The 22,707-nt window shown below is 48.2% G+C and carries 12 protein-coding genes; 3 read left to right on the forward strand and 9 right to left on the reverse strand.

The window, feature by feature from the left end; genetic code table 11:
• Positions 1-118: 118 nt before the first annotated feature.
• The 5 genes from MKZ16_RS24705 to MKZ16_RS24725 all read right to left on the reverse strand — a co-directional run bounded on the left by MKZ16_RS24705 (position 119) and on the right by MKZ16_RS24725 (position 14,494).
• The gene (locus tag MKZ16_RS24705; RefSeq protein WP_339814830.1) at positions 119-3,535 is read right to left on the reverse strand and encodes an AAA family ATPase; all 3,417 of its coding nucleotides are present in this window, start codon (positions 3,533-3,535) and stop codon (positions 119-121) included.
• Position 3,536: 1 nt separating this feature from the next.
• The gene (locus tag MKZ16_RS24710; RefSeq protein ID WP_076103757.1) at positions 3,537-4,718 is read right to left on the reverse strand and encodes an exonuclease SbcCD subunit D; all 1,182 of its coding nucleotides are present in this window, start codon (positions 4,716-4,718) and stop codon (positions 3,537-3,539) included.
• A 40-nt stretch (positions 4,719-4,758) separates the two neighbouring features.
• Complete coding sequence (gene addA, locus MKZ16_RS24715; protein WP_076103817.1) at positions 4,759-8,802, reverse strand: helicase-exonuclease AddAB subunit AddA; 4,044 nt, start codon at positions 8,800-8,802, stop codon at positions 4,759-4,761.
• A 2-nt stretch (positions 8,803-8,804) separates the two neighbouring features.
• Positions 8,805-12,317, reverse strand: a complete 3,513-nt coding sequence (gene addB, locus MKZ16_RS24720; protein WP_076103755.1) for a helicase-exonuclease AddAB subunit AddB — start codon at positions 12,315-12,317, stop codon at positions 8,805-8,807.
• Between the two features lie 752 nt (positions 12,318-13,069).
• A complete protein-coding gene (locus MKZ16_RS24725; RefSeq protein ID WP_076103753.1) occupies positions 13,070-14,494 on the reverse strand; it encodes a class I SAM-dependent rRNA methyltransferase in 1,425 nt (474 codons plus the stop codon).
• 99 nt (positions 14,495-14,593) lie between these two features.
• On the opposite strand from MKZ16_RS24725, the gene MKZ16_RS24730 reads away from it, so the two are divergent.
• Positions 14,594-15,580, forward strand: coding sequence for a Na/Pi symporter (locus MKZ16_RS24730; RefSeq protein ID WP_038572907.1), 987 nt, complete (start codon positions 14,594-14,596; stop codon positions 15,578-15,580).
• A gap of 54 nt (positions 15,581-15,634) precedes the next feature.
• Here the strand turns inward: MKZ16_RS24730 and MKZ16_RS24735 are convergent, their stop codons facing one another.
• From MKZ16_RS24735 to MKZ16_RS24750, 4 genes are all read right to left on the reverse strand, one after another.
• A complete protein-coding gene (locus tag MKZ16_RS24735) occupies positions 15,635-16,465 on the reverse strand; it encodes an energy-coupling factor transporter transmembrane component T (protein WP_038572909.1) in 831 nt (276 codons plus the stop codon).
• Positions 16,462-18,168, reverse strand: a complete 1,707-nt coding sequence (locus MKZ16_RS24740) for an ABC transporter ATP-binding protein (protein WP_038572911.1) — start codon at positions 18,166-18,168, stop codon at positions 16,462-16,464. The genes MKZ16_RS24735 and MKZ16_RS24740 overlap by 4 nt, the downstream gene beginning before the upstream one ends.
• A gap of 82 nt (positions 18,169-18,250) precedes the next feature.
• Positions 18,251-18,811: an ECF-type riboflavin transporter substrate-binding protein gene (locus MKZ16_RS24745; RefSeq protein ID WP_036683889.1), complete on the reverse strand. Its 561-nt coding sequence runs from the start codon at positions 18,809-18,811 to the stop codon at positions 18,251-18,253.
• 151 nt (positions 18,812-18,962) lie between these two features.
• The gene (locus tag MKZ16_RS24750; protein ID WP_249267745.1) at positions 18,963-21,170 is read right to left on the reverse strand and encodes a hypothetical protein; all 2,208 of its coding nucleotides are present in this window, start codon (positions 21,168-21,170) and stop codon (positions 18,963-18,965) included.
• A gap of 227 nt (positions 21,171-21,397) precedes the next feature.
• Between MKZ16_RS24750 and MKZ16_RS24755 the strand changes: the two genes are divergently transcribed.
• Both MKZ16_RS24755 and MKZ16_RS24760 read left to right on the forward strand, forming a co-directional pair.
• Positions 21,398-22,132, forward strand: coding sequence for an AzlC family ABC transporter permease (locus MKZ16_RS24755; protein ID WP_036683898.1), 735 nt, complete (start codon positions 21,398-21,400; stop codon positions 22,130-22,132).
• Positions 22,123-22,449 carry an AzlD domain-containing protein gene (locus MKZ16_RS24760; RefSeq protein WP_036683900.1) on the forward strand — a complete coding sequence of 109 codons (327 nt, stop codon included), beginning with the start codon at positions 22,123-22,125 and terminating at the stop codon, positions 22,447-22,449. Before MKZ16_RS24755 ends, MKZ16_RS24760 begins: the two co-directional genes overlap by 10 nt.
• The last annotated feature ends 258 nt before the right edge of the window (positions 22,450-22,707 follow it).

A 22,707-nucleotide genomic window follows, 5' to 3' on the forward strand; every position in this document is an offset into this window, starting at 1 on the left:
GGAGTTCATTCCCTGCCATACGTCCGCCGAGGTGTTTCTAAAGTAATGTCGGCTTAGCTGTATTATAACAGCGCGTTGATACTGTATCTGTGATAAGAATCACACACATTGTAGATCTTCACATTTTTTCCAAAAGGATCCGAGATCCCCCTCCACCCTGTTCAGCAGGTACTACTACCAGCTTGCGTGGCAGTCGTGCCCGAAGCTCTGGAACATGGCTGATAATGCCGACAGACAGTTGGTCGTTATGCAGTCTTTCCAGTGAGGTAATTACCGTATCGAGCAATTCCGGATCCAGCGTACCAAAACCTTCGTCCAAAAAGAAAAATTGCAATGGATACTGCCCCCGCAGCTGAATCTGTGCCGAAAGAGCAAGTGCAAGTGACAAGGAAGTTAAGAACGTCTCTCCGCCGGAAAGCGTGGAGACCGGTCTTCTTACACCACCGTTTCCATCATCACGGATTACAAAGCCACCGCCCGAATCAACCTCCAGCGCATAACGCTGTTTGCTCAGGAAACGAAGCCGCTGAGAAGCAGACTGGCACACCTGCATCAATTGTTCCTCCGCAATATACTCAACAAAAGCATTTCCACGTAAAACCGTCTGCAATTTGGACAAATGATCCTGTAGGGAAGCATGTTCTAGCCGCTGGGCTTCAAGCTCCATCCAGCGAATATGCCGATGCCGCAGATCCTCTAGATCTCGCTCTGCACGCGCTCTTGCTTGCAGAGACATTTCATCCTCTGACTTACACGCGCTTAAGCTCTCCTGGCTAACTTGCCATTCCTCTTCACTTAAGCTGGCTCCATCAAGCTTCTCTTCAATATTGCGCAGCTGCAATGAGACTTCAGCTTCTTCAGCACGATGGGCACGTACCCGAGAAGATGAAATTTCCCGCTCTTCAGGTGCGAGAGCTGCTCCTTCAACCTCAGCGGCCGAACTAAACGGTGAAGAGGTTAAGCTTTGCTCCCACAGATGGCTTGAAGTCACATAATGCTCTCGAGCAGATTCTGCAGCCTGGCGGGTAATCGCTGCCTCCTTGATCTCATGCTGCGCTTTTTCCGCTGCCGTGAGATGTAATCGTTGGCTGGTCTCCACAGCTGCTAACAATTCCTGCAGACGACGCTCACACTCTGCTAGAAGTGGGGCAGCAGCGCGGCCATTAGTCCACTCTAGAAGACGCCGTTCTTTTTCACGCTGCAATTCTTCTTTGCCTTCCATCTGTGTATTCCACTGAGTAAGCTCTTTATCGAGTCCGGTGATAGTTTCCTGAAGATTCTGTACCGAAGCGCTTTTCTCATCCAGAAACTTGACACTGATTTCCAGTCGGGATCTAATTTCCTCAGCTTGAGCATCCTTGGCTAACAGCTCACGATAAGCTTTTTCTACCTCTTCCGGTGCCAAATCAGGGAACTGCTGTACCCAGTTCTGCCGCAAAGCGGTTAGTTGGCCACTCAGTTCCTTGGCTTTGGCGGTAAGACCTTCTACCCAGCTTCGCTCACCTTCGGCACCTGCTGCTTCTTTGAGGCATAGCTGCTGAACTTCCTGCATCGATTGCTGCCACTGTATCGCTGTACGGCGCAGTTCTCCAGACTGGCTTTTTAATGCTAAAAATGCAGCATCAAGTTCTGCCAAAGCTTTTTCATCTGGGATGGACATATCGGTAGAGGAAACCTCTGTAGTACTGACTTCTGAACCTGCCGCTGCAGGATGATTTACCGTATCAAAAGCTCCATCACCAAACACCTGCTCCAGCCAAACCAGGTCCTGCTCCCTTAAACCACGGAACATATGGCGTGCTTCCAAAGCACGTCTGGACAACACCCGAGCCTGTTGAAGCTTTGACTCCAGTTCCTGTTGCTCTAGGTTATCCTGCAATACAGCAGGGGCCGGGTGGTGTTCGCTGCCACATACAGGGCAAGGTTGTCCTGCTTCCAATTCTTTAGCCAATCCAAGCGACAGTCTGTGCAACTCATGCCCCTTGAGGGCTGCTTCCAAAGAACTGATATGTTGCTCCAGGCTTTCTGCTGCGGTGCGCGCAGCTTCTTCTGTCGCCAGCAGCTTCTCTTGATGCAGCGCCGCCTCGCGGATCAGCTGCCCGCGAGAAGCTTCCTGCTGCTCGCGGCGGCCCTCGGCCTCCGCGAGTCGCGCCTGCGCAGCCGCGAGTGCAGCGGCACGCTCGCGGCGCTCCTTCTCCGCCTTATCCCACTGGGATTCGGCGGAGTGCAGCCCTTGCAGTCTCTGCATCGCTTCTTGCAGAGACTGCCGCTCCTGGGAGCGGACACCGAGCGGCTGCAAGCTCTGCTGCAGCTCTTGCTGGCGCTTTTGGCCCTTGGCCAAAAGCTCACGCTCCCGGGCCATGCCCTCCCGCAGCTCCGCCAGCTTGCGGGAGGCCTCTTCGCGGCGCTCGCGCAGAGCCGCGAGTTCGCGCCGCAGGGCGCCGCGCTCGGACTCGAGCTCGAGCGCGCGGCGGTAGGTGTCGGCCCCCTGCCGGAGGGCCGGCTCTTCCGCCGCAAGCGCGGCCTGCGCAGCAGCCGCGGCCGCAGCGGCACGCGCCGCCTCCTGCTCGGCAGCGGCGGCCAGCACCTCTTGACCCTCCGCGCGGGTCAATCGGCTCTTGAAGGCTTCTTCCGCGCTTCGCCATGCTTTCAGCGCGGGAAGCCTAGCCTCGGCCTCGTCAGCTTGGCCGAGCTTCCGTTCAAGGAGGAGAATCTCCTCCTCCTTGGAAAGCAGTCCCTGCCGCTGCAATTCGCGGCGGGTCCGTTCCTCTTGCAGCTCGCGAATGCGCGTGAAACGCTCCGCGACCTGCAGCGCCGCCTCCAGCTTGCGGCGGCATTCCGCAGCATGTTGGGCTGCTTGTTCGAGGCGCTCTGCCGCTGCCTCTACATCCTCTTTGCCTGCGCTGCCAAGCCCCTGCTGCTCCGCTTCGAGCGCGCGGAGCGCAGCCTCATTCTCCTTCACCCGCCGGCTAAGCTTCAACGCAAGCTGATCGCCATACTGTTCCAAATGGAACAGGCGCTGCAGCATTTGTCGGCGGTCTACGCCCCGAAGCGATAAGAATTCGGCGAATTTCCCCTGCGGCAATACAACTGCTCGCGTGAAGTCATCCATTTTGAGTCCAATATGCTCTTCCACACAACGTGTAACATCTGCGAGTTTATCCGCCATAACGTTATCCCCGTCAGGTGTGACTTCAATGAAACGGCTAATGGTGTTGCTGACTGTTTGCTCACCAGTCCGCTTGAACTTACGTTCAACACGATAACGATGTACCCCAGCGGAAGAAGTGAGCTCAAAGGTAAACGCCACGCTGAGTGAATCCTCAGAGTGATTCATAATCCCCTGTGTCCCGTTAACGGCGCGCTCTACTTTCCCGTACATCGCCAAAGTAATAGCATCCAGCAAACTGGACTTGCCGCTGCCCGTAGGTCCAAAAATCCCAAACAGCCCGGTCTCACACAGACTTTCAAAATCTATTTCCTGCATTTCTCTATAACTCTGCAATCCTGCTACTTTTAATAAAATAGGCTTCACCTTAGTTCTCCTCTCCTTCCTCCGGCTGCTGCCGTTCTTCTTCGGTTAGCTGTAAGAACAGCTCAATCAAACGATCCTCCGGCTCCGCCCCGCCCGTCTGGCGCTGATAGAATTTACGGAACAATTCCTGTACAGGCATACGTGAACGGGAAATCTGTTCAAGCTCCAGCTCCATTTGCGGATAAATCGGACGAATATGAATGATCCCCTCACGTGATTTACGCAGGCGCTGAATATCATTCATCGACATAGCTTCACTGAGCCGAATCTCCAAATCTATAAAAGCAGAAGCATCTCTACCTTCATCCAACCAGTTATATACCTCTTGCAATCCACCCGTAGAGCTCCATCTTACAAGTGGGCGTCCACAGCGAAGATAGATTTCTTCGAAGGTCGGCTCACCGCCCGGCGCAATATCAATCAGCGTCACCGACTTGGCTTGTCCTGCTTCAGAAAAGCTATATGCCAACGGGGATCCGCTATAACGGATCATCCCTTCCCCTTTAACACGCTGAGCGCGATGAAGATGGCCTAGGGCAGTATATTGCGCTCCACAGGATAAAGCAGAAGGGTCTACAGTGTAAGCCCCGCCCACCTGAATCGGGCGTTCCGAATCACTCTCTACACCACCCAGCACATAAATATGGCTCATCGCCAAATTTACGGTTTGTCGGGTAAATTCCCTTCCCAACAATTGCATAAGTTTGCCTACCCGTGCGCTGTAAGCTAATCGAAGCTCCTCTTCCCCGCTGTCCCCAGCAAGCAACTCACCGAGACGTGCCTCAGAGGGATAGGGAAGGGCTGCGATTTTGGCAATCTCACCCGTGCGCGCAGCATGAACTGTCACTGGCTCTGAGGTTGGAAGTCCTACCAAGGTAATCCCCTGCCTTAATACAAGCGGGGAGACTGAAGATACGCGCTCCGGTTGGTCATGATTGCCGGCAATCACCACAAGGGGCCTGCCCCCTGAAGATAGCCTGGCAGCAGCCTCATAGAATAATTGCTCCGAAGCCGCTGGTGGATTAACGGAATCGTACACATCTCCCGCCATCATAATCAAATCCACCTTATGAAAATCGGCGATCTCCACCAATTCATCTATGAACTGCTCTTGCTCCTTCTGGCGGCTTCTTCCCTCCAGCGTACGGCCCAAGTGCCAATCCCCCGTATGCAATATCCGCATCTTCGTCCTCTTTCCCCGCTCCTATGCGGCAATGAATAATTTATAATTTCACAGCATGATCGCCGTCAAAAAAGTACAGCCAAATCTCGCTGATCGGTTCTCCCAAAATATCATGTAATGCCTTGCTGTATAACTCTAGCTGAAAACGATATTTTTCCTTAAGTGCTTCTAGGCCGCCCTGATGTTCTAATACAGAGTCCGTCTTATAGTCTAGCAGAATAATCCGGTCCTCTTCTCGGAACAGGCAGTCAATGACCCCTTGAATTAGCACAGCCTCACTAAAGCCTTCCTTATTGTTCTCAGGGGTAAGCTCCGAGACGGCTTCATTCATATAATCGAGCCCTCGATAAGCCTCACCTGCGGGAACCATATAACTGAATGGCATTTCTCTAAGCTTCCAAGAAGAAGCTATTAATCTACGTCCAAGTTCATTAGTATAAAAAGCTTCTATCTGATCGGGAGCTACAGCCTCCACCTGCTCAGCAGTTAGAATAGCCACTCTCTGAAGTCGGGCTAAGGTTTCTTCCACAACCATAGGATCAACTGAACCCTCCAGCGGAATATGCTGCATGACTGTATGGTATGCTGTCCCGCGTTCCGCTGGGGTCAGACTGCGTTTTTCCATAAATTTCGGACGCCGCAAATGAAGACTGTCCGCACCTGCAACACTTGGACGTTTATCGTTTTCTATTGAGGTTGTAGAATTGCCTTCTTCCAGCAGATCAAAAGAGGGCTGCTCCTGTAATGACAACAACGCTTTTAACTCCGTAACAGAAGTTTTAGCCGGAATACCTGAGGCTGCCGCATACGGATAATTCCATTCCAGTCTTCTAGCAATTTCATCGCTAGTCTCTGTTTCATATATATTTACAGATTCACCCTTATGCAGTGCTTCGAGTACAGCTTGCCGTTCCTCTACCTTATCTTCAGTCTGATCCGTTGGCAGGAACGCCCCAGAATTAAGTTCGGAAGCATTTTGCACACTGATGCTCCAGTTGGACACATCATTGTGCAGCACCGTGGAGACGGTACCTTCTGAACCGCCCAGCTTACGAAGAATCGCCGCAGCAGGGTGCCGGATCAATGCCGGTCCAACCCAATCCAAATAGCTGCGCCCTCGGGCCAGCAGATGGTCTGCAAGCAGCAGCTCATCCCGGTTCTGTACGCTGCTCCAGCTAGCGATTTTGCGTGGCAAATCTCTTACGGTGCCCACTAGAATCATTTTATCTCTCGGACGAGTTAACGCCACATATAATACACGCATTTCCTCAGCTAATAACTCAAGCCGTGTACGCCGGTTAATAGCCAGATAAGGAAGTGTTGGGTAACTAACTCGCGTTTCCCGTTCCACAAAACGTGGCCCAAAGCCAAGCTCTTTGTGCATAAGAAATGGCGAATGCAAATCTTGTCGATTGAACTGTTTTGCCATCCCGGCTACAAAAACAACAGGGAACTCCAGACCTTTGGATTTATGGATGGTCATGATTCTGACGCCATTGCCTTCTTCACCGCCACCGCCAGCTACACCCAGATCTCCGCCATTCTCACGAAGCCGTGAAATGAACACCAGAAAACGGAACAATCCGCGTGCTGCGGTGTCATTCTCAAATTGCACAGCCCGATCATACAAAGCTTTAAGATTGTTCTGGCGCTGCGAGCCTCCAGGCAGTCCTCCAACCCATTCCAGATAGCCGCTCTCCCCATAGATACGCCAGATCAGCTCACTGAGACTACCTTGTCTAGCCGCATTTCTCCAGCTTTCCAGCTGTTCTAGGAAATGTTTAAGCTTGCGCTTCAGTTCTGGACTGATCTGCGGCAGATCTTTATCAGGTAAAACATTATTTTCAACGGTGCTTGCGGATTCAATCACATGAGCCGAGAAGAGGTCATACTCTTCTTCAGCCTCTTTTGCATCTTGCATATCCACCGCCATCTGTACTGCTTGAAAAAAAGGACCCTGACTACACATACGCACCGTAGCCAATTCTTCTTCCGTTAATCCGACCACAGGTGAACGAAGTACGCCAGCCAGCGGAATGTCCTGCTGAGGATTATCAACTATTTTTAAGAGGGAAAGTGCAATTTCCACTTCTGTAGCTTCAAAATAACCTTTATTCAGATCACCATAAGCAGGGATTCCTTCCATCCGAAGCTCTTCGATGATTAGAGGGGTCCAGATTCTTGCCGAGCGAAGCAGGATCACGATATCACCGTAAATAACCGGGCGCATAATCTTGAGTCCTTTATCGTAGATAAGCAGTGGCGATCCACCGGTCATCCCCGTCATTTGTGAAATACGCCGGGCAATTGCCCGCGCTTCCAGCTGCGCCGTCTCGCTCTCAATGGCTTCACTCTCCTGAAGTGGCGCCTCACCGTCTTCAGAGGTCTCTTCTGACTTCCCTGCTGCCGAACCACGATCAATCAATAATAACTCCGGTGCAAAAAAGATATCAGGCCCCTTCTCTGCTGCACCTGGGAAATTCGCTCCGTAAACAAGCTCAGCGCGTTCATCATAATTAATCTCCGCTACCGTCTCATTCATAATCTGCCGGAAGATCATATTGACGGCATTTACAACCTCCATGCGACTGCGAAAATTACGGGCCAGATCGATGACCGAACCGCTAGATGATTCATTAGTAATTTCAGATAGATCATCGATTTGGTGTGAGCCAAAGCTGCGGTATTTATCCAGGAATAGCCCCGGCTCCGCCAGACGGAATCGATAGATACTTTGCTTCATATCTCCGACCATAAACCGGTTACCGGGTGTTTCACGGGATATTAGCCGCACAATCTCCTCTTGCACACTATTCGTATCCTGATACTCATCCAGCAGAACCTCATCGAATTGAGCACGGTATTCCATAGCTGCATCAGAAGGCAGGGAATGACCGGGCGTAGAGTCCGGATGGCGTAGAATTTGCAGACAATAATGCTCCAAATCACTGAAGTCGACTAGACCTCTTCCTGCTTTTTCAATTCTATAACGTTCACCGAATGCTATCACTGTCTCTGCAAGCTCTGCCATCAGTGGAGCCGCTTCGTTCAGCTCTTTCAAAAAAACCTCAGGCGGACGGCCAAACAATGCTTTCTGAAGATCTAAAATACTCTTCTTCACACTGTCGCGCAGTTCCTTCACCATCTCCTGCAGTCCAGGATCTGTCGAATCCTTCTTACAAGCCTTTAATTTCCCAAAATATACTTCCATGAAAATATCATATAATTCTGCCCAAGGTCGTTCGTTTACGGCATCCTGCAGTGCATTTACCATCTCAAGATCAGCGGTTAAATTCTCAGCATAGGGTGCCGGACCGCCCGGCTGCAGTGCAATCTCCCGGCCTTGAATCAGCTGACTGGCTGCGCCCGCAAGTGTCAGCTTCGCTTCTTCAAGAATGCTCAGCACCCATGGCGTTCCACCCAGACTTTCGGTGTCTGGCAATGAGAAATCAGCTGCAGTATCACGGAGCCATTGCGCAGGCCAAGGATGGCTGCGGGCATAATCATGCAATCGCTGTATGAGCGCATGCACTGCATCATCACTGCGTTCACCACTGAACCAATCAGCGAGCTGCACAAATATACTATCCTCGCCATCCGCACCTGCTTCACCGTACTTTTCCTCCAGCAACTCTTCGAGCAGCTCCTGCCGCATCATCTCCGCTTCATGCTCATTTAATATGCGAAAACCCGGATCAATCGGAATCATTTGATAATAACGCCGGATCACTTCCAGACAGAAGGAGTGCAACGTTGTAATCGAAGCTTTGCCCAGCAGGGATAGCTGACGGCGCAAATGGTCGTTCTCCCCATTCTCCTCCAGCTCCCGATCAAGGGCTTCCCTGATCCGCTGCCGCATTTCGGCAGCCGCAGCTTTGGTAAACGTAGCTACTAATAGCCTGTCTACACTGAGGCCGTTCTCTTCCTTACTGATTTTTCGAATAATCCGTTCTACCAGCACCGCCGTCTTACCGGAACCTGCTGCCGCAGCAACGAGGATGTCATCACCGCTCTCCGCAATGGCGCGCCACTGGTCATCACTCCATATACTTCCTTCCGGTTTCGCTTCTATTTCAACCTTCATACTCAAGGTGTAGTTCCTCCTTTGCGGGACAGCAGATCCCATATAACGTCCTTCCCTGGCTTACCCAGATTGTTATAGCTGTTGCCTTCCACAGCTTCATCGAACTGGCAGACAGGTCTAAAGGAACAGAATGTGCAGGCGGTCTCCTGCCCAATTCGGTACGGCTCAATCGCCACATCACCTTCTGTAATCCGTGTCCCGATATCCGAGATTGTCCCTCTAACGGAGGATAATAGATGACCCCACTGCTCTGGTGTAGCTACTGAAGCACTGCTATAAAAGCTGCCGTCAGCTTTTACTGCTACAGGCACGATAGAAGAATACCCTTTGTCTAAAGTGGTATCCATCAGGGAGACAACCTCACGATCTGCTGTAAGCAGTCCTTTCATCTTGAAGCGTTTCAACAGCTCTTGCTCAGCCTGTTCCTTGTTCATCCCATTGGATGAGGTCAACAACGGATCATGCACATGGAAATAAAGTGTGCCGGCTGGAAGTGCCGGCTGCCCCAGCCATTGCTCCGAATATGTTAGCAGCACATCCAAATAAGTCAGCATTTGCAGCGATAATCCATAATACACCTCATGCAGCTTGAGATCCTTTTGGCTCGATTTATAATCAATTACCCGCAGAAGAATTCCGTTCTCTCCACGGGCCATATCTACACGGTCAATCCGGCCAACAACCTCCATCACGCAGCCATTTGGCAGCGTAATCCTTAAAGGCGGCAACTCCTTATCCGGTCCAAAGTCCAGCTCCAGCCCTACTGGCTCAAAGCTGCCCCGGCGGGCATGCTCGCCCAGAATCACAGAAGCACGTCCAACAATATTCTTAAGTTTACGGGAGATGTACCCGTAACGTTTGGAGCTCATTAGGATTTCACCCTGCAACATCGGAGATAGCCGCTCTACTGTCTCACTGGCCTCACGCCGACATTCATCCGGAGACAAGCTGCCCCAGCCCCGTCCCTCTTGTTTCAGTCTTATCGCCATATCACTTAACGCAGCATGGAACAGCTGTCCAATATCAGGTGCTTGCAGCTTATATAGCTGACGCTCCTTCAGTCTTAGTCCGTAGGACGCAAAATGGGAAAATGAGCACGCAACAAATTTCTCCATCCGGGACACACTGCCCCGCAGTGTTGAGCCACCATACAATCTGAGGCTTGTGCCACGCTTTAGCTTCGTTCCCTCATTACGATAGAACAGTGAGCTTAGCAAACGTTCCAGTTGAAATTTACGATCTTCGTTCTTAGTAAACCAGTTATACACATCCCACCATAGCTCCGGAATTTCTGTCCCCTGGCGCCACTGCCGCAGCTGCATAATCAATGCGCGAAGACTCTGTTCTGGTTGACCAATGAAACCGAGATGAATAGAATTTCCGACTTCTGCCGGTAGTCCCGCAGGGGGAAGTGCTGACAAGCTATGCTCTTGAACCCTTGGGAACATTCTATGCAAATGCCGGATAACCTCAGAGGGAAGGAGAGCTTTGCCCTCATCATCTGCTGTAGCGTAGCTAATCCAGAGCTTTCGGCTTCCTGTCGTTAGCGCATTATAGATCAGAAACCGCTCGTCCAGCAGTTTACGAGAAGCGCCGGGAGCAAGCTCCATTCCAGCATTCTCTAGTACGGAGCGTTCACCTTCCGAGAGAATTCCATCTTCCTTAAACTGCGCAGGCACAACACCTTCATTAAATCCAAGCAAAAAAGCGTATTTAACCCCCGTTGGGCGAGTCCGATCCATATTGCCGACCAATACTTGATCCAGTGCGGGCGGAACTAGTCCCATTTTAAGCTCAGCAAGTCCTGTCTCTAGAACTCCGGTGAACACTTCAAACTCAAGTCTTTCATTGCCCATCATTTCTACTATCTGATCTAGCAGATCAAGTACCGCACCCCACAACTGGCTATGTTCCCTAGCCTTCTCGGGTTGGCCCTTCTCCATAGACTTAACACTGAGTTTCTCCAGCTTTCGTGCAACATCCGTCTCTTCAAGCAGCTTGTACATTGCCGTACATAGTTCAAGGCCGCTACGGCTTTTCTGGATTCGTTTCTCAAAAGCAAATAATGGTCCTGTTATACTAGCACGGCATCGTTCCATAGTAGCAAGCAGTTCATCATCCATCTGTCTGCCGCCTTCCAGCGACAAGCTAGGAATACCTTTCCATGAGCGGCCATCCGTCCAGCGATACCCTTGAATCCCACAAGCCAGCACATAGTTTTCTAAAGCATCCATATCCTCACGTGTAATACTACCGTCTAGCGGAAGCAAAAGCTCCGTCTTTACGCAACGGAATACATCCTCGTAACGCCAGCGACGACGCACTACATCCAGCGCGGAACGTATAAATTCCACTAGCGGATGATGCAGCTCATTTACCTTCTGGTCCAGAAAAAATGGCACTCCGTAATCTTGGAACAACGGTTGGATCAGCTGCTCGTAATCGCCAATATTGCGCATCAATACAGCCATTTCGCCATATTTTGCACCTTCATCACGCGCCAGTCTAGTCATTTCGCGCAGTGCTCCCTCAACCTCTGCTCTGTGCGAAACTGCGGCGCCTATGGATATAGCCTCTCTTGCCAGTTCATCCGCACCTATCCAGGCCTTCCGGCGATCATATCCCCGTTCAAGGTGAGCAAGTACTGGACTTTCTTCAAAACGCGGAAGAACCGTTGGCTCCAGCAGCTCGTCCCACACATCAATGCCCAGCTCTTCAGCTATTCCACGCAGTTTAATGTAAGTAACCGCAGTGGGGTGAAACAATTCAAGCTCATTCAACTGATCTCCATATGGGTAAGGACGATCAATTGTAAGCGAAACGGTCAGCTTCGAAGCTTGCTGCATCAATTCTCGAAGCACTACGAATTCCTGCGGAGTAAATCCATGGAATCCATCTACCCAAATCTCCGCCCCGCGAATGTAGGAGGAATCAGGAATATGCTCAGCCAGTTCTGCTAAACGATCCTCTTCATCGATATAGAGACGTGACATTTCCTTCTCTAAATCGCTGAATACCAGCTGCAAATCATCCAGCTTACCCTCAAGAATAGGACTTCTTGCAATAGCTCCTCGCATAGCGGACAACTGCTCTTCTAAATCAGTGGAACCCAAACAGCAACGCTTCATCTCCGTGTGCAGTTGGTTCAGACGTTCCACAAAACCCGGTCTGTCTGCTGAGGCACCGAACAATTTCAGTTCCTCTTTGCGACGACTGATGATTTTGTAAATTAACATTTTCTTACCTTCATCACTGATTGGCAGACTTGCACTGCCACCAGTTTCCTGCTTCACACGATAGGCAAGCCGCGAAAAACTCAGTGTCTGCGCCCGAAGGCTTCCCTTCACATTCCCTACGGTCAAAAGCCCCCGTTCTGCTCCAAAAGAACCTTGCTCTGGCACAAGAATAATAATCGGCGCACCAAGCGGTTCCTTCTCTAAGGAAGAAGAGATAGATTCCCATATTTTTGTTGTCTTGCCACTGCCCGAGCGGCCTAGTAAAAAGGTTACCGACATAAATGATAGACTCCTTCCGTAACGGAGAAAATATATAAATTACAAGGTGAAATATCCACCTATTGATTACACTCCAATTAAAAAAGTTCAGTGATTCCTCGTCCCTTCAGTATATCATAACCACACTAATCGGAACATGTGTTTGCTAGTATTTTCTAATGTTTTACAAAGGATAACAGCTACGAGTACAAATAAAAAAAAGCAAACCTCCGGATTTTGGCGGCTTGCTTTTTAGAGTGTTTAGTTTGTTTTTAATGCCAGATGTGCAACGTTAGATTAGAGCTGCCAATGTCGGAGCATAGGGTCAATGTTAGACTGTTCGGTGTTCAGCGTTCAGCATCCAGCGTTCGGCATTCAGCGTCCAGCGTCCAGCGTCCAGCGTCCAGCGTCCAGCGTTCGGCATTCGGCATTCGGCATTCGGTATTCTGCGTTCAAATTGCACATTTTCGGCTAGGCTTGTTTCATTAATTACTTACAGACCCAGGAGCCGTTATTCGTGGATTCAGTGCTGTTTTGGCAACTTTTCGGACCCCATTGACGCTATTCTTCGAAAATGTGTTGCATTACGGGTGTTTTAAGAGCAATAGCGCCTTTGGGGTCCGTAAGAATTCAATAATAGGCTGTTTACGCTAAATAGAGTCATCTGAGTCCGTTGGCAACTACTTGCCTTACAGTCGACTCACGGCCACCCTACGTCCAGCCCTTTTATCCTATTTGTTACTTGGCAATGTAAACCTTTTTGACCTTCAGGCTTATTTTTTACTCCGCACTTCAAAAATCGCAAACTTCAGATAGTGTCCTTCATTAACGCCAAGTATTTGTGGGTGGTCTTTGCCTGCGGCCCGCCATTCCACAAGTCTCAACACCTTGCCAGCATCTTTAGCTGCATCGGCAATCGTTTCGAGGAACAGATCTGGCTGCATATGGTAAGAACAGCTTGCGGTAACCAAATAGCCGCCTTCGTTCACCAGCTTCATCCCGTGCAGATTGATATCCTTGTAACCACGGCAAGCGCCAGCTACTGCACTTTTGGTTTTGGCAAACGCCGGAGGGTCCAGGATGACTACATCCCAAGTTCTTCCTCCACCTGCCGTCATCGGCTTGGATGTGTCGGTTTTGGCTGTTTTGCCTCCGGATTTAGGATTTGCAGCAGTTGCTGCCGTCTCTGTTCCACTTGCAACTGTCGCCCGTTCAGAACGTTCCTCTAGTCCTTTAACCTGATTCCGTAAATATGCAAAAGCATCATCCACTACGAATTCAACACGATCGCTAAAGCCGTTCAGCTCCACATTCACTTTGGCACTCTCAATGGCATGCGCTGAAACATCGAGGCAGGTTACTTTTTTCGCGCCATACTTGCAGGCATGCAGCGTGAAGCTGCCCGTATGTGAGAAGCATTCCAGCACTGTCGCACCGTCCCAATAAGGGAACGTTACATGTTTACCGCTCTTATTAACTGGCAAGGTCTGTAGCGAACCCTCCTCAGTTTCGATTTCCTGCAGCGTAATGCCGCTTCGTCCCCCCCAGCCTTTCATGAGCGGAGCAATAGAAGCTCTATTCTCACGTTGGTCAAAGAAGTAGCCAGTCTTCTGGCCTTCTTCAATATCAACGACCAGCTTCAGGCCATTCTCACTCACAGTTACATGCCGTGGACACCCCCCATACAGCAAACCCGTTGTCTGCTCCATACCTTCAAGCTCGCGCACACTAACATCACTGCGCTCATAGATTCCGCGCGGTGCCATAACCTGCACCAATGCTTCGACGATTTCTGCACGCCGCTTGTCCATTCCGAGCGTAAGCAGCTGCACAACCAAAATATCTCCGAATCGATCTACAATAAGCCCCGGCAAAAAGTCCGCTTCACCATAAACCAAGCGATAAGCATCCGCACCCGGAAGGAACCGATTTCTGTGTTGCAGACAATTCGCAAAACGTTCTGCAAAAAAGGCTGTATCCATGATCGCAAGGGGTCCCTGTGATACAATTCTTACCCGAATCTGTGACGCTGGATTGTAATATCCCACGGCCAAAAATCGGCCCTGATGATTAAGGACATCTACTAATCCCCCCGCTTCCGGATTTCCTTCTACCGATGCGACTTCACCTGCATAGACCCATGGATGGCCCTGTTCCAGTCTTTTTTTGCGATTGCGTTCTAAAATAACCGATGGCAATGACTTCAACTCCCTGTTTTTCTAAAAATGTTTTTATACATGTCCCATGCAATACATTCATATATTGGTGTACAACCCTCGTCCAAAGGAGTATGCCCTATGTTCAGTGATTTGCTGTTCCCTATCATATATGGTCTTGTTATCTTTCTAGCCGGCATGAAGCTGATGGAAACGGCGTTGTCCAAGCTAGCAGGCCCTCTATTAACTACAAGTCTAAATAGAGCTACCTCAACACCTATTAAAGGAATGATTGCCAGCAGCCTGTTGTCCGCCTTACTCCAGAGCAGTACTGCTGTAACGGTGTTGACTATCGGCATGGTCAATGCCGGCCTGCTCACCTATGCCCGCACACTTGGCATTATCTTGGGCAGCAACATCGGCACCACATTAACTACAGAATTGATCGGACTTCAGATCAATACCATGGCCACGCCCTTGCTGGCAGCCTCGCTCAGTCTGTGGGCAGCGGCAGTTATTGCAGGCGAACTGCCGCCTACATCGCGAGTGGCAGAGCTCTGCCACAAAATATCCCCGCCACTGCAATTTATCAGTCTGGCTGTATCAGGCTTCGCCCTCGTCCTATGGGGGATCGCTGTCATGCAGTCTATCGGCGGAACACTTCAGGAAAGTGGCTTATTCCTCTGGTTCCTAAACCATGCCGCTACAAGTGCCCTATGGGGGCTCGCCGCTGGAGCGTGCCTAACAGCCCTGCTCCATAGCAGCGCTGCTGTCATAGCTATGGCTATGAGCATTGCCGCCTCGGGTGCCATGCCGCCTGAGCTAGGTATAGCCATTGTGCTGGGCGCCAACGTAGGCACCTGTGTCACAGCGGTCATCGCTTCCATCGGCGGCACGCCATCCGGCGTCTTCGTCGCTTGGTCCCATGTTGCGCTTAATGTAGGCGGTGCACTACTATTCTTGCCCATGATCGGGCTGCTACAAGCAAGTGCAGCATGGATTGGTGGAGGCCCTGCTTCACAAATCGCCCACGCCCAGACCATTTTCAACGTAGTCTGCTCACTTCTAGCACTGCCATTATGTTACCTGCCTATATGGACAAAACTGGAAAAACGTCTTCAGTCTTAGCTTAAAGGTACCGTTTTTTTATACCCCAGCTTTCCACAACTGTACTATTATACTTCAATCGAAAATATTATAAAACCGCGAACCGTCGTAAAAAGTGATCACCGTCGAGAAAATTCCAATCAGCGCAAACAAAGCCAATGCAAAATAATCGTCTCTCGTGAACGGGCGACTGCTATACCAAGTTCGTTTTGTCTCAGTGCCAAAGCCGCGCAGCTCCATAGCGGTACTGATATTTTCAATTCGCTCGATACTAGTCAAAATTAGGGGCATCAGAATCGAAATGATATTTTTTAGCCGCTTAGGCAGCTTTTCTTTTCTAGAAATATCTATTCCCCTTGCTTGAGCAGAAAACGATATATTCTCATAATCTCGTTGAATATCCGGAATGTACCGCAAAGCCAGCGATACAGAATATGCAATTTTATAGTTCACTCCAACTCTGTTTAAGGATGCTGCAAATTCACTGGGATGGGTCGTTAGAAGAAACAATAGTGCCATTGGAATGACCACTGCATATTTGAGGGCAATATTGAATTGATAGAATAGCTGCTCCCAAGTTACCGTATACCGGCCTGCAATGTGCATAATATCATGACGTGTACCGTAAACACGTACGCCCTCCAAAGGAGAAAAGATAAAGATAGCTATATGATTAAGCAAAAAGAAAATCAAGATGAAATATAATACGAAAGCATAATCCTGAAATTGGACTTTGGAAATTCTAAAGGCAAGCAAACTAAATAACAGCATCACAATTAGACATCTTGTATCATATGTAATCATCCCCGTCACAGACCACACTACAAATAAAATCAACTTAGTAGCGCCGGTAAGACGGTGAATAGGTGAATCCTGCTTCGTAAAAGTTAACATTTTGGCCTTCATCCGCCTCGGCTCCTCCTATCATACGCAATGAACCTTCTAACGAACTCCTCAGGTTGTTTCAGTTCAGCTTTTACAGCTAGGGCAAAAAGCGAGGTTTCTTTCAAGTTCGCTTTTTTTACCACATCAGTATTCGTTAATATTCGCTCAGGGCTATCATCCGCAAGCTTCACGCCATCAGCTAACACTATAGCTCTATCGGCATATTCCAGCATCAAGTGCATATCATGCGTGATCATAATGACCGTCATCCCCTGCCCCCGCAGCGTCAAGAGAAATTCCATCATTTCGTTATAATGCCTGTAATCCTGAGCAGCAGTCGGCTCATCCAAAATGATCACTTCCGGCTCCAGTACCAGAATAGCGGCAATCGTAACCCGTTTCTTCTGGCCATAACTAAGCGCCGAGATAGGCCAGCTGCGAAAAACATAAAGTCCGCACACCTTCAAGACTTGATGGACACGTTCACGAACGAGCTCCTCAGAGCAACCTCGGAGTCTAAGTCCTAGAGCGACCTCGTCATATAAAAGTGTCTTAGAAATCATATGATTGGGATTTTGCATAACAAAACCAATCCGCTCTGCCCGCTCCTTAATCGTGTCCTGAGCAATATCGCGCCCATGCATCCGTATCGATCCGGAAGTAGGTTTATAGAAGCCACAAATAAGCTTGGAAACTGTAGATTTTCCAGCTCCATTTCGCCCCGCTATACAGACCATCTCTCCTTTATGAACACAGAGATTGAGCTTATCTAGCACCTGCTGATTTTTTTCGTATCCAAAAGAAATATCGCTAAGCTCGAGGATGGGTGGGCTATCCAGCTTATCCTGCCGTGCCTGATTGCACTCATACCAGATCTTAAGTTTATTAGAACACGCCTCCAACTGTATATCGTTCATATGCTGCGGATTCATATTTGCTGTAATCGAACATCCGGCATACTTTAAAGCCGTTAAATAGAGAGGTTCCCGAATGCCAACTTCTGAAAGTAGGGTTGTGCTCAACAGTTCTGCAGCCGGCATATCCGCCACAATACATCCTTCATGGATCACAATAATACGATCCACTGCCCGATGCAGCACCTCTTCAAGACGATGCTCGATCATAATAACGGTTTTACCTGTCTCTTTATGCACTCGATCAATAAGCTCAATCGCTTTTATACCGGTATAAGGATCTAAGCTTGCCAGCGGTTCATCAAAGAGCAGGATGTCCACATCACCTACCAGAACACCTGCCAAGGTCGTTTTTTGCTTTTGTCCACCCGATAACTCTTGAGGAGAAGAAGCCAGAAATTCGTGGATATCCACCGCTCTTGCGGCAGCCGCCACTTTACTCTTCATTTCTGTCTGCTGAACCACATGGTTCTCTAGACTGAAGGCGATATCCTCACCAACCGTTAATCCTACAAATTGTCCATCCGGGTCCTGCAATACAGTACCCACCTGATTGGACAGCTCTGCAATACTCAGATCCTTCTGCTCCTGGCCCATAATCCGTAATGAACCTGATATTTCCCCACTGTAAGCAAAAGGAATGAGACCATTAATACAATGAGCAAGTGTACTTTTCCCAGAACCTGAAGGCCCCACGATAAGCACCTTTTCCCCTTCAACAATCGTTAAGTTGATCCCCTGCAGTGTGGGTTCCTGCTGTGCCCGATATTGAAAGCTGAAATCCTTAAATTCAATCATTACTTTTTTCATCCGAGACCTTCCTCTGGGTTAATGTGAAGAGAAAAAAGCCGGTGATTTCCACCGGCTTTTTTAGCTTGGATTTGTATTCCACTCAAGCTTCTCTAGTTAAGCTGCCCTGTTTCGTTCTTGTCTTAGCATACGCAATGGCTAGTAAAGATCCGATCACTGCCACCGAAGCTATATTTAATGCACCTGCGGTCAGTCCTTGCGTAAATACTTTATTTACGGGTTCTGCATAGATCAGAATATCCAACACCGGGGCTACAAGGAACCATGCTACAGCATTCGCTGCAATCTGAGCCAGATTAAAGCGTATTATTTCCTTTCGTCCGAATTCCCCGTCATGAATAGCGATTCTAGCTACTAACAAGCCAATAACCAGCCCTACAATGCCAGATGATATGACCCAACTGAACCATGGCGATCCATAAGATATCGTATCCTTCAGGGTATGCCCGATCAGGCCTATAAATAATCCGGCAAACGGACCGTACAATAGGGAGAACAATGCCAGTAATGCGTATGTAGTCTCGATGTTAGTGTTTGGAATACCCGAAGGAATCGAGCCGAATCTCCCCAATATAACGAATAAAGCAGAACCAATACCAATCGCTACAATCGTCTTGATCGACAACACCTTTTGTTTTGCCATGTTCTCATCTCCCCCAACGCATCTATTATGTTTTATGTGATTATACATCGGAATAGTCGGAATTACTATAGAATCCAAATAAAAAAATCTGCAAAGCAACATAATGTTGGCTTTGCAGATTCATAGTTGATTATTCAGATCCTATTTTCTATTACTTCACTGTCACTGATACCGTAACTGTCTTGCCGCCTAGCTTTCCTTTAATGGATGTCGTTCCTTTACTCACAGCTACAATCTGACCGCTAGCAGATACTCTCGCTACAGAAGGCTTGGAGCTGGTCCATACCGCACTTCCAGTAACAACAGCAGTCTTACCAGTATCATACTGTGCAGTCACGACTACATTCTGAACGGCTCCCGGAGCCATTTTCAGTCTGCTTTCATTAACGGTTAGCTTTGTCAGTTTAGGAACTACAGTAATTTTGACACTAGCAGCAATCCCTTGGTAAGATCCTGTCAGCGTAGCAGTACCTTCTGTTACTGCTTTAACGGATGTAGCTTTAACCGTAGCAACCGCCTCATTCGAGGACTGCCAATTCATACTGCTGGAGACATTTCCTGTCTTACCATTAGAATAATAAGCCGTTACCTTTATCGCTTTAGAGCCTTTAATGTTCATTTCGATAGCAGTAGGTTCTACAACAAGCTTAGTAACCTTTTGTTCAATGGTAACTGGGATACTGATGGTTTTATTGGCGTAAGTTCCCTTTAAAGTAGCAGAACCCTTCACCAGTCCTTTGATTACCTTACCGGAAGTTGTTGTCTTGATAATTGCATTCGTACCGGTAAGCTCCCATTCCATAGTTCCAGTAGCATCAAGTTCACTGCCGTTTTCCATCACAGCTTTCACTTCAGGAACAGCCTTCTCTTCACCAGTAACAATCACCAGATTTTCTTCTGGTCCAAGCAAGACAAGGACTTTATCTTTCACTGTAACCTTTACTTCAACACTTTTTTCTCTTACAGCTGTTTTTGAAGTCGTTGGGTTTTCTGATTTTATTTTACCGATAACCTTCACAATACCTGCCGATTCAGCTACAATTTTACCGTCTTTAATGGTGGCAATCTCATCATCCGCAGAGGTCCACTCGATATCACTGCTAAGATCTAGCTTTGTTCCGTCAAGCTTTGTACCGTTTACTTTTGGAAGGCTTACGGTGTCATCTGTGTAAAGCTCCAGTTCCGTCTTGTCGGCTTCCAGTTCTGTAATCGTAGGATAAACTGTCAGCTTAAAGCTTTTATTAATTCCTCTGTACTCTGCTTTAATAACCGAAGTTCCCACTGCTTTAGCAGTCACTGCCGCGGTATCGCTACCAGGCGTAACGGTTGCCGCCAATTGGTTATCTGAAGTCCATACTGCGCTGCCTGAAATATTCGGAGTAGAATTCGCAGCATCGCGAACCTCAGCCTTAACGTTCAGGGTTTCACCCATAAACAGGAATTGATCTCCTGTAGGAGTAAGTAGTAGCGCTTCATAAGGAGCACGTACATATACGTCTACAGTTTGTGTAATCCCCAGATAGGATACTGTAATTACAGCTTTACCAGCAGACAACACTTTGATCTCGCCTTTGTCTACTGTAGCTACACTAGCACTAGAAGAGGACCATTCCGCTTTCGCTGAAATATCATTTGCGCTGGATTTTGTAGTTTCTTTAGTCTCTGCAACCAATTTCAAAGGTGCATCTCCAACTAGCATCTCTAGTTCTTTAACGATTTTGTCGTCATGTTTAAGCTCAATTTCAGAATAAGGCAATTTCACTACAGCCTTAAAGGTTGCTGTTAAGGTCTTGTATTTGGCAGTGATCGTTGCTGTACCTTCACCAGCCAAAGTGATCTTACCTTCTGCAATGGTCAATACGCTTGTGTTGGAGCTGCTCCAAGTAGTATCAGCCGTTACATCCTTAGCAGAAGTCGCTGTTTCTCCACCAATCGCATTGGCTTTGACCAGCAGTTTATCCTCATCATCACCCAATTTGTAGTTCCCTTCAGAACTATATTCGAGCTTCAGTTCTTTAACAGGATGTGCTACCTCAACTTCAATGGTAGCAAGTGCATGATTATAAGTCGCTGTAATAATAGCTTTTCCACTGTCTATCGGAGTCAGCAGGCCATTTACTACCTTTACAGCGTTTGTGTTAGAAGAATTCCATACCACTGCACCTGTCACATCTCTTTTAGATGAGGACCCTTCCACATTCGCATATACCTTAAGTTGCTTTGGCGTTTGTCCAACCGTAAGCTCTACTTTAGCTGAGCTTTCGAATTCAATCGAGTTGATATCGCCGGTCGCTGCAAAGACACTTACCGGAAAAACCGCAGTAGCTAACAATATCATGATGAGGAGCATTTTCGTCATTTTCCTGTACACAGTCATTTGTTCTCTCCCTTAGGCTATAATGTCGTTCGGTGGTTTATCCCCACACTCTTTTACTTATATCGACAATTGTACCCTAAGTGTTTACCCCCTGGCTCTATAAAGCGAAATTCGGGACTTTCAGACTAGATAATACGGTAAAGGTTGATCAAAATATTAGGAAGTAATATGCTAACTACTAAATTCTTTCTTGAAACAAGGGGGCTACGATGAGTGCAGAGAACGTCCAACTAGAAGCAATCCCGTCTCCTAAACAGGAAGATAGCTTCCTTAAAGGGGTAAAAGATTGTATTCCCACACTACTAGGCTACTTAAGCATCGGACTTGCAGCAGGCGTTGTTCAAAAGACAGCCGGACTCAGCATTGCTGAGATTGCCTTAATCAGCTTGATTCTTTACGCGGGCTCAGCTCAGTTTATAGCTGCTGGAATGATAGCCGTTAGCAGCTCGCCTGCGGCCATTATCATTACGATATTTATCGTGAATCTTCGCCATATTTTGCTTAGTGCAGCTCTTTCTCCTTATTTCCGCCATCTTTCCCCACTGAGAAATATGCTGGTTGGTTCTTTATTGACTGATGAGACCTTTGGAGTTGCCATCAATCAAGCTTTGAATAAGCAGCAAATCAGTGAAAAATGGATGCACGGTCTAAATCTCACAGCATATTTAAATTGGTTTCTTGCGAATGTAGCGGGAGCTTTTTTAGCCCAGTGGATCTCAGACCCTGATCAATTCGGTTTGCAGTTTGCCTTACCTGCGATGTTTATTGGTATTCTTGTAATTTCCATGATTGACCGTAATAAAATCAAACTAGATTTGGTTGTCGCAATCCTTGCCGTAATCATAGCAGTAGGAAGCTCTTTCCTATTCTCCAGTAGTGTTGGAGTGATTATCGCTACAGTTATTGCGTCAACGATAGGGATGGTGTTTGAAAAATGGAAGTGAGATGGGATGTATTTCTGATCATTCTAGGAGCAGCTTTTGTGACCTTTATTCCCAGGGTGGTTCCGCTTATGATCCTTAGCCGGTTTGAATTGCCAGAATGGGGAATGCGCTGGTTAAATTATGTTCCTATCTCTGTTATGGCGGCATTAATAGGTCAGGAGATATTTTTGAATGATGGAAAATTTTCGTCTTTAGCTAATAACATTGAGCTTTTTGCGGCATTGCCTACTTTTTTGGTTGCGATAAAAACCCGGAGCTTGCTAGGCACTGTACTGGCGGGGATTGTTTCAATCATGATCCTACGGATGTTTTTTTGATCCACTTCTACGCGTATGAAGTCGCTATCGGACCCAGTTGACCTTATTCACAGCTTTATCCCACTTTTGGAACACTAACGGACCCCATAGTCGCTATTGCCATGAAAAACACCTATTATGAACCACTTTCTGAGGAATAGCTGCACTGGAGTCCGAAACTAAGCATAAAAGGCAAAAAAATTGCAAATAACGCCATCTGGGTCCGAAAGCATCAGGAGATTGTTATGAATTGGTGGTCTAGGCAGCAGCAACTAAAAA

The organism is Paenibacillus sp. FSL R5-0928 (genome assembly GCF_037970385.1).
Taxonomy (GTDB): domain Bacteria; phylum Bacillota; class Bacilli; order Paenibacillales; family Paenibacillaceae; genus Paenibacillus_AQ; species Paenibacillus_AQ odorifer.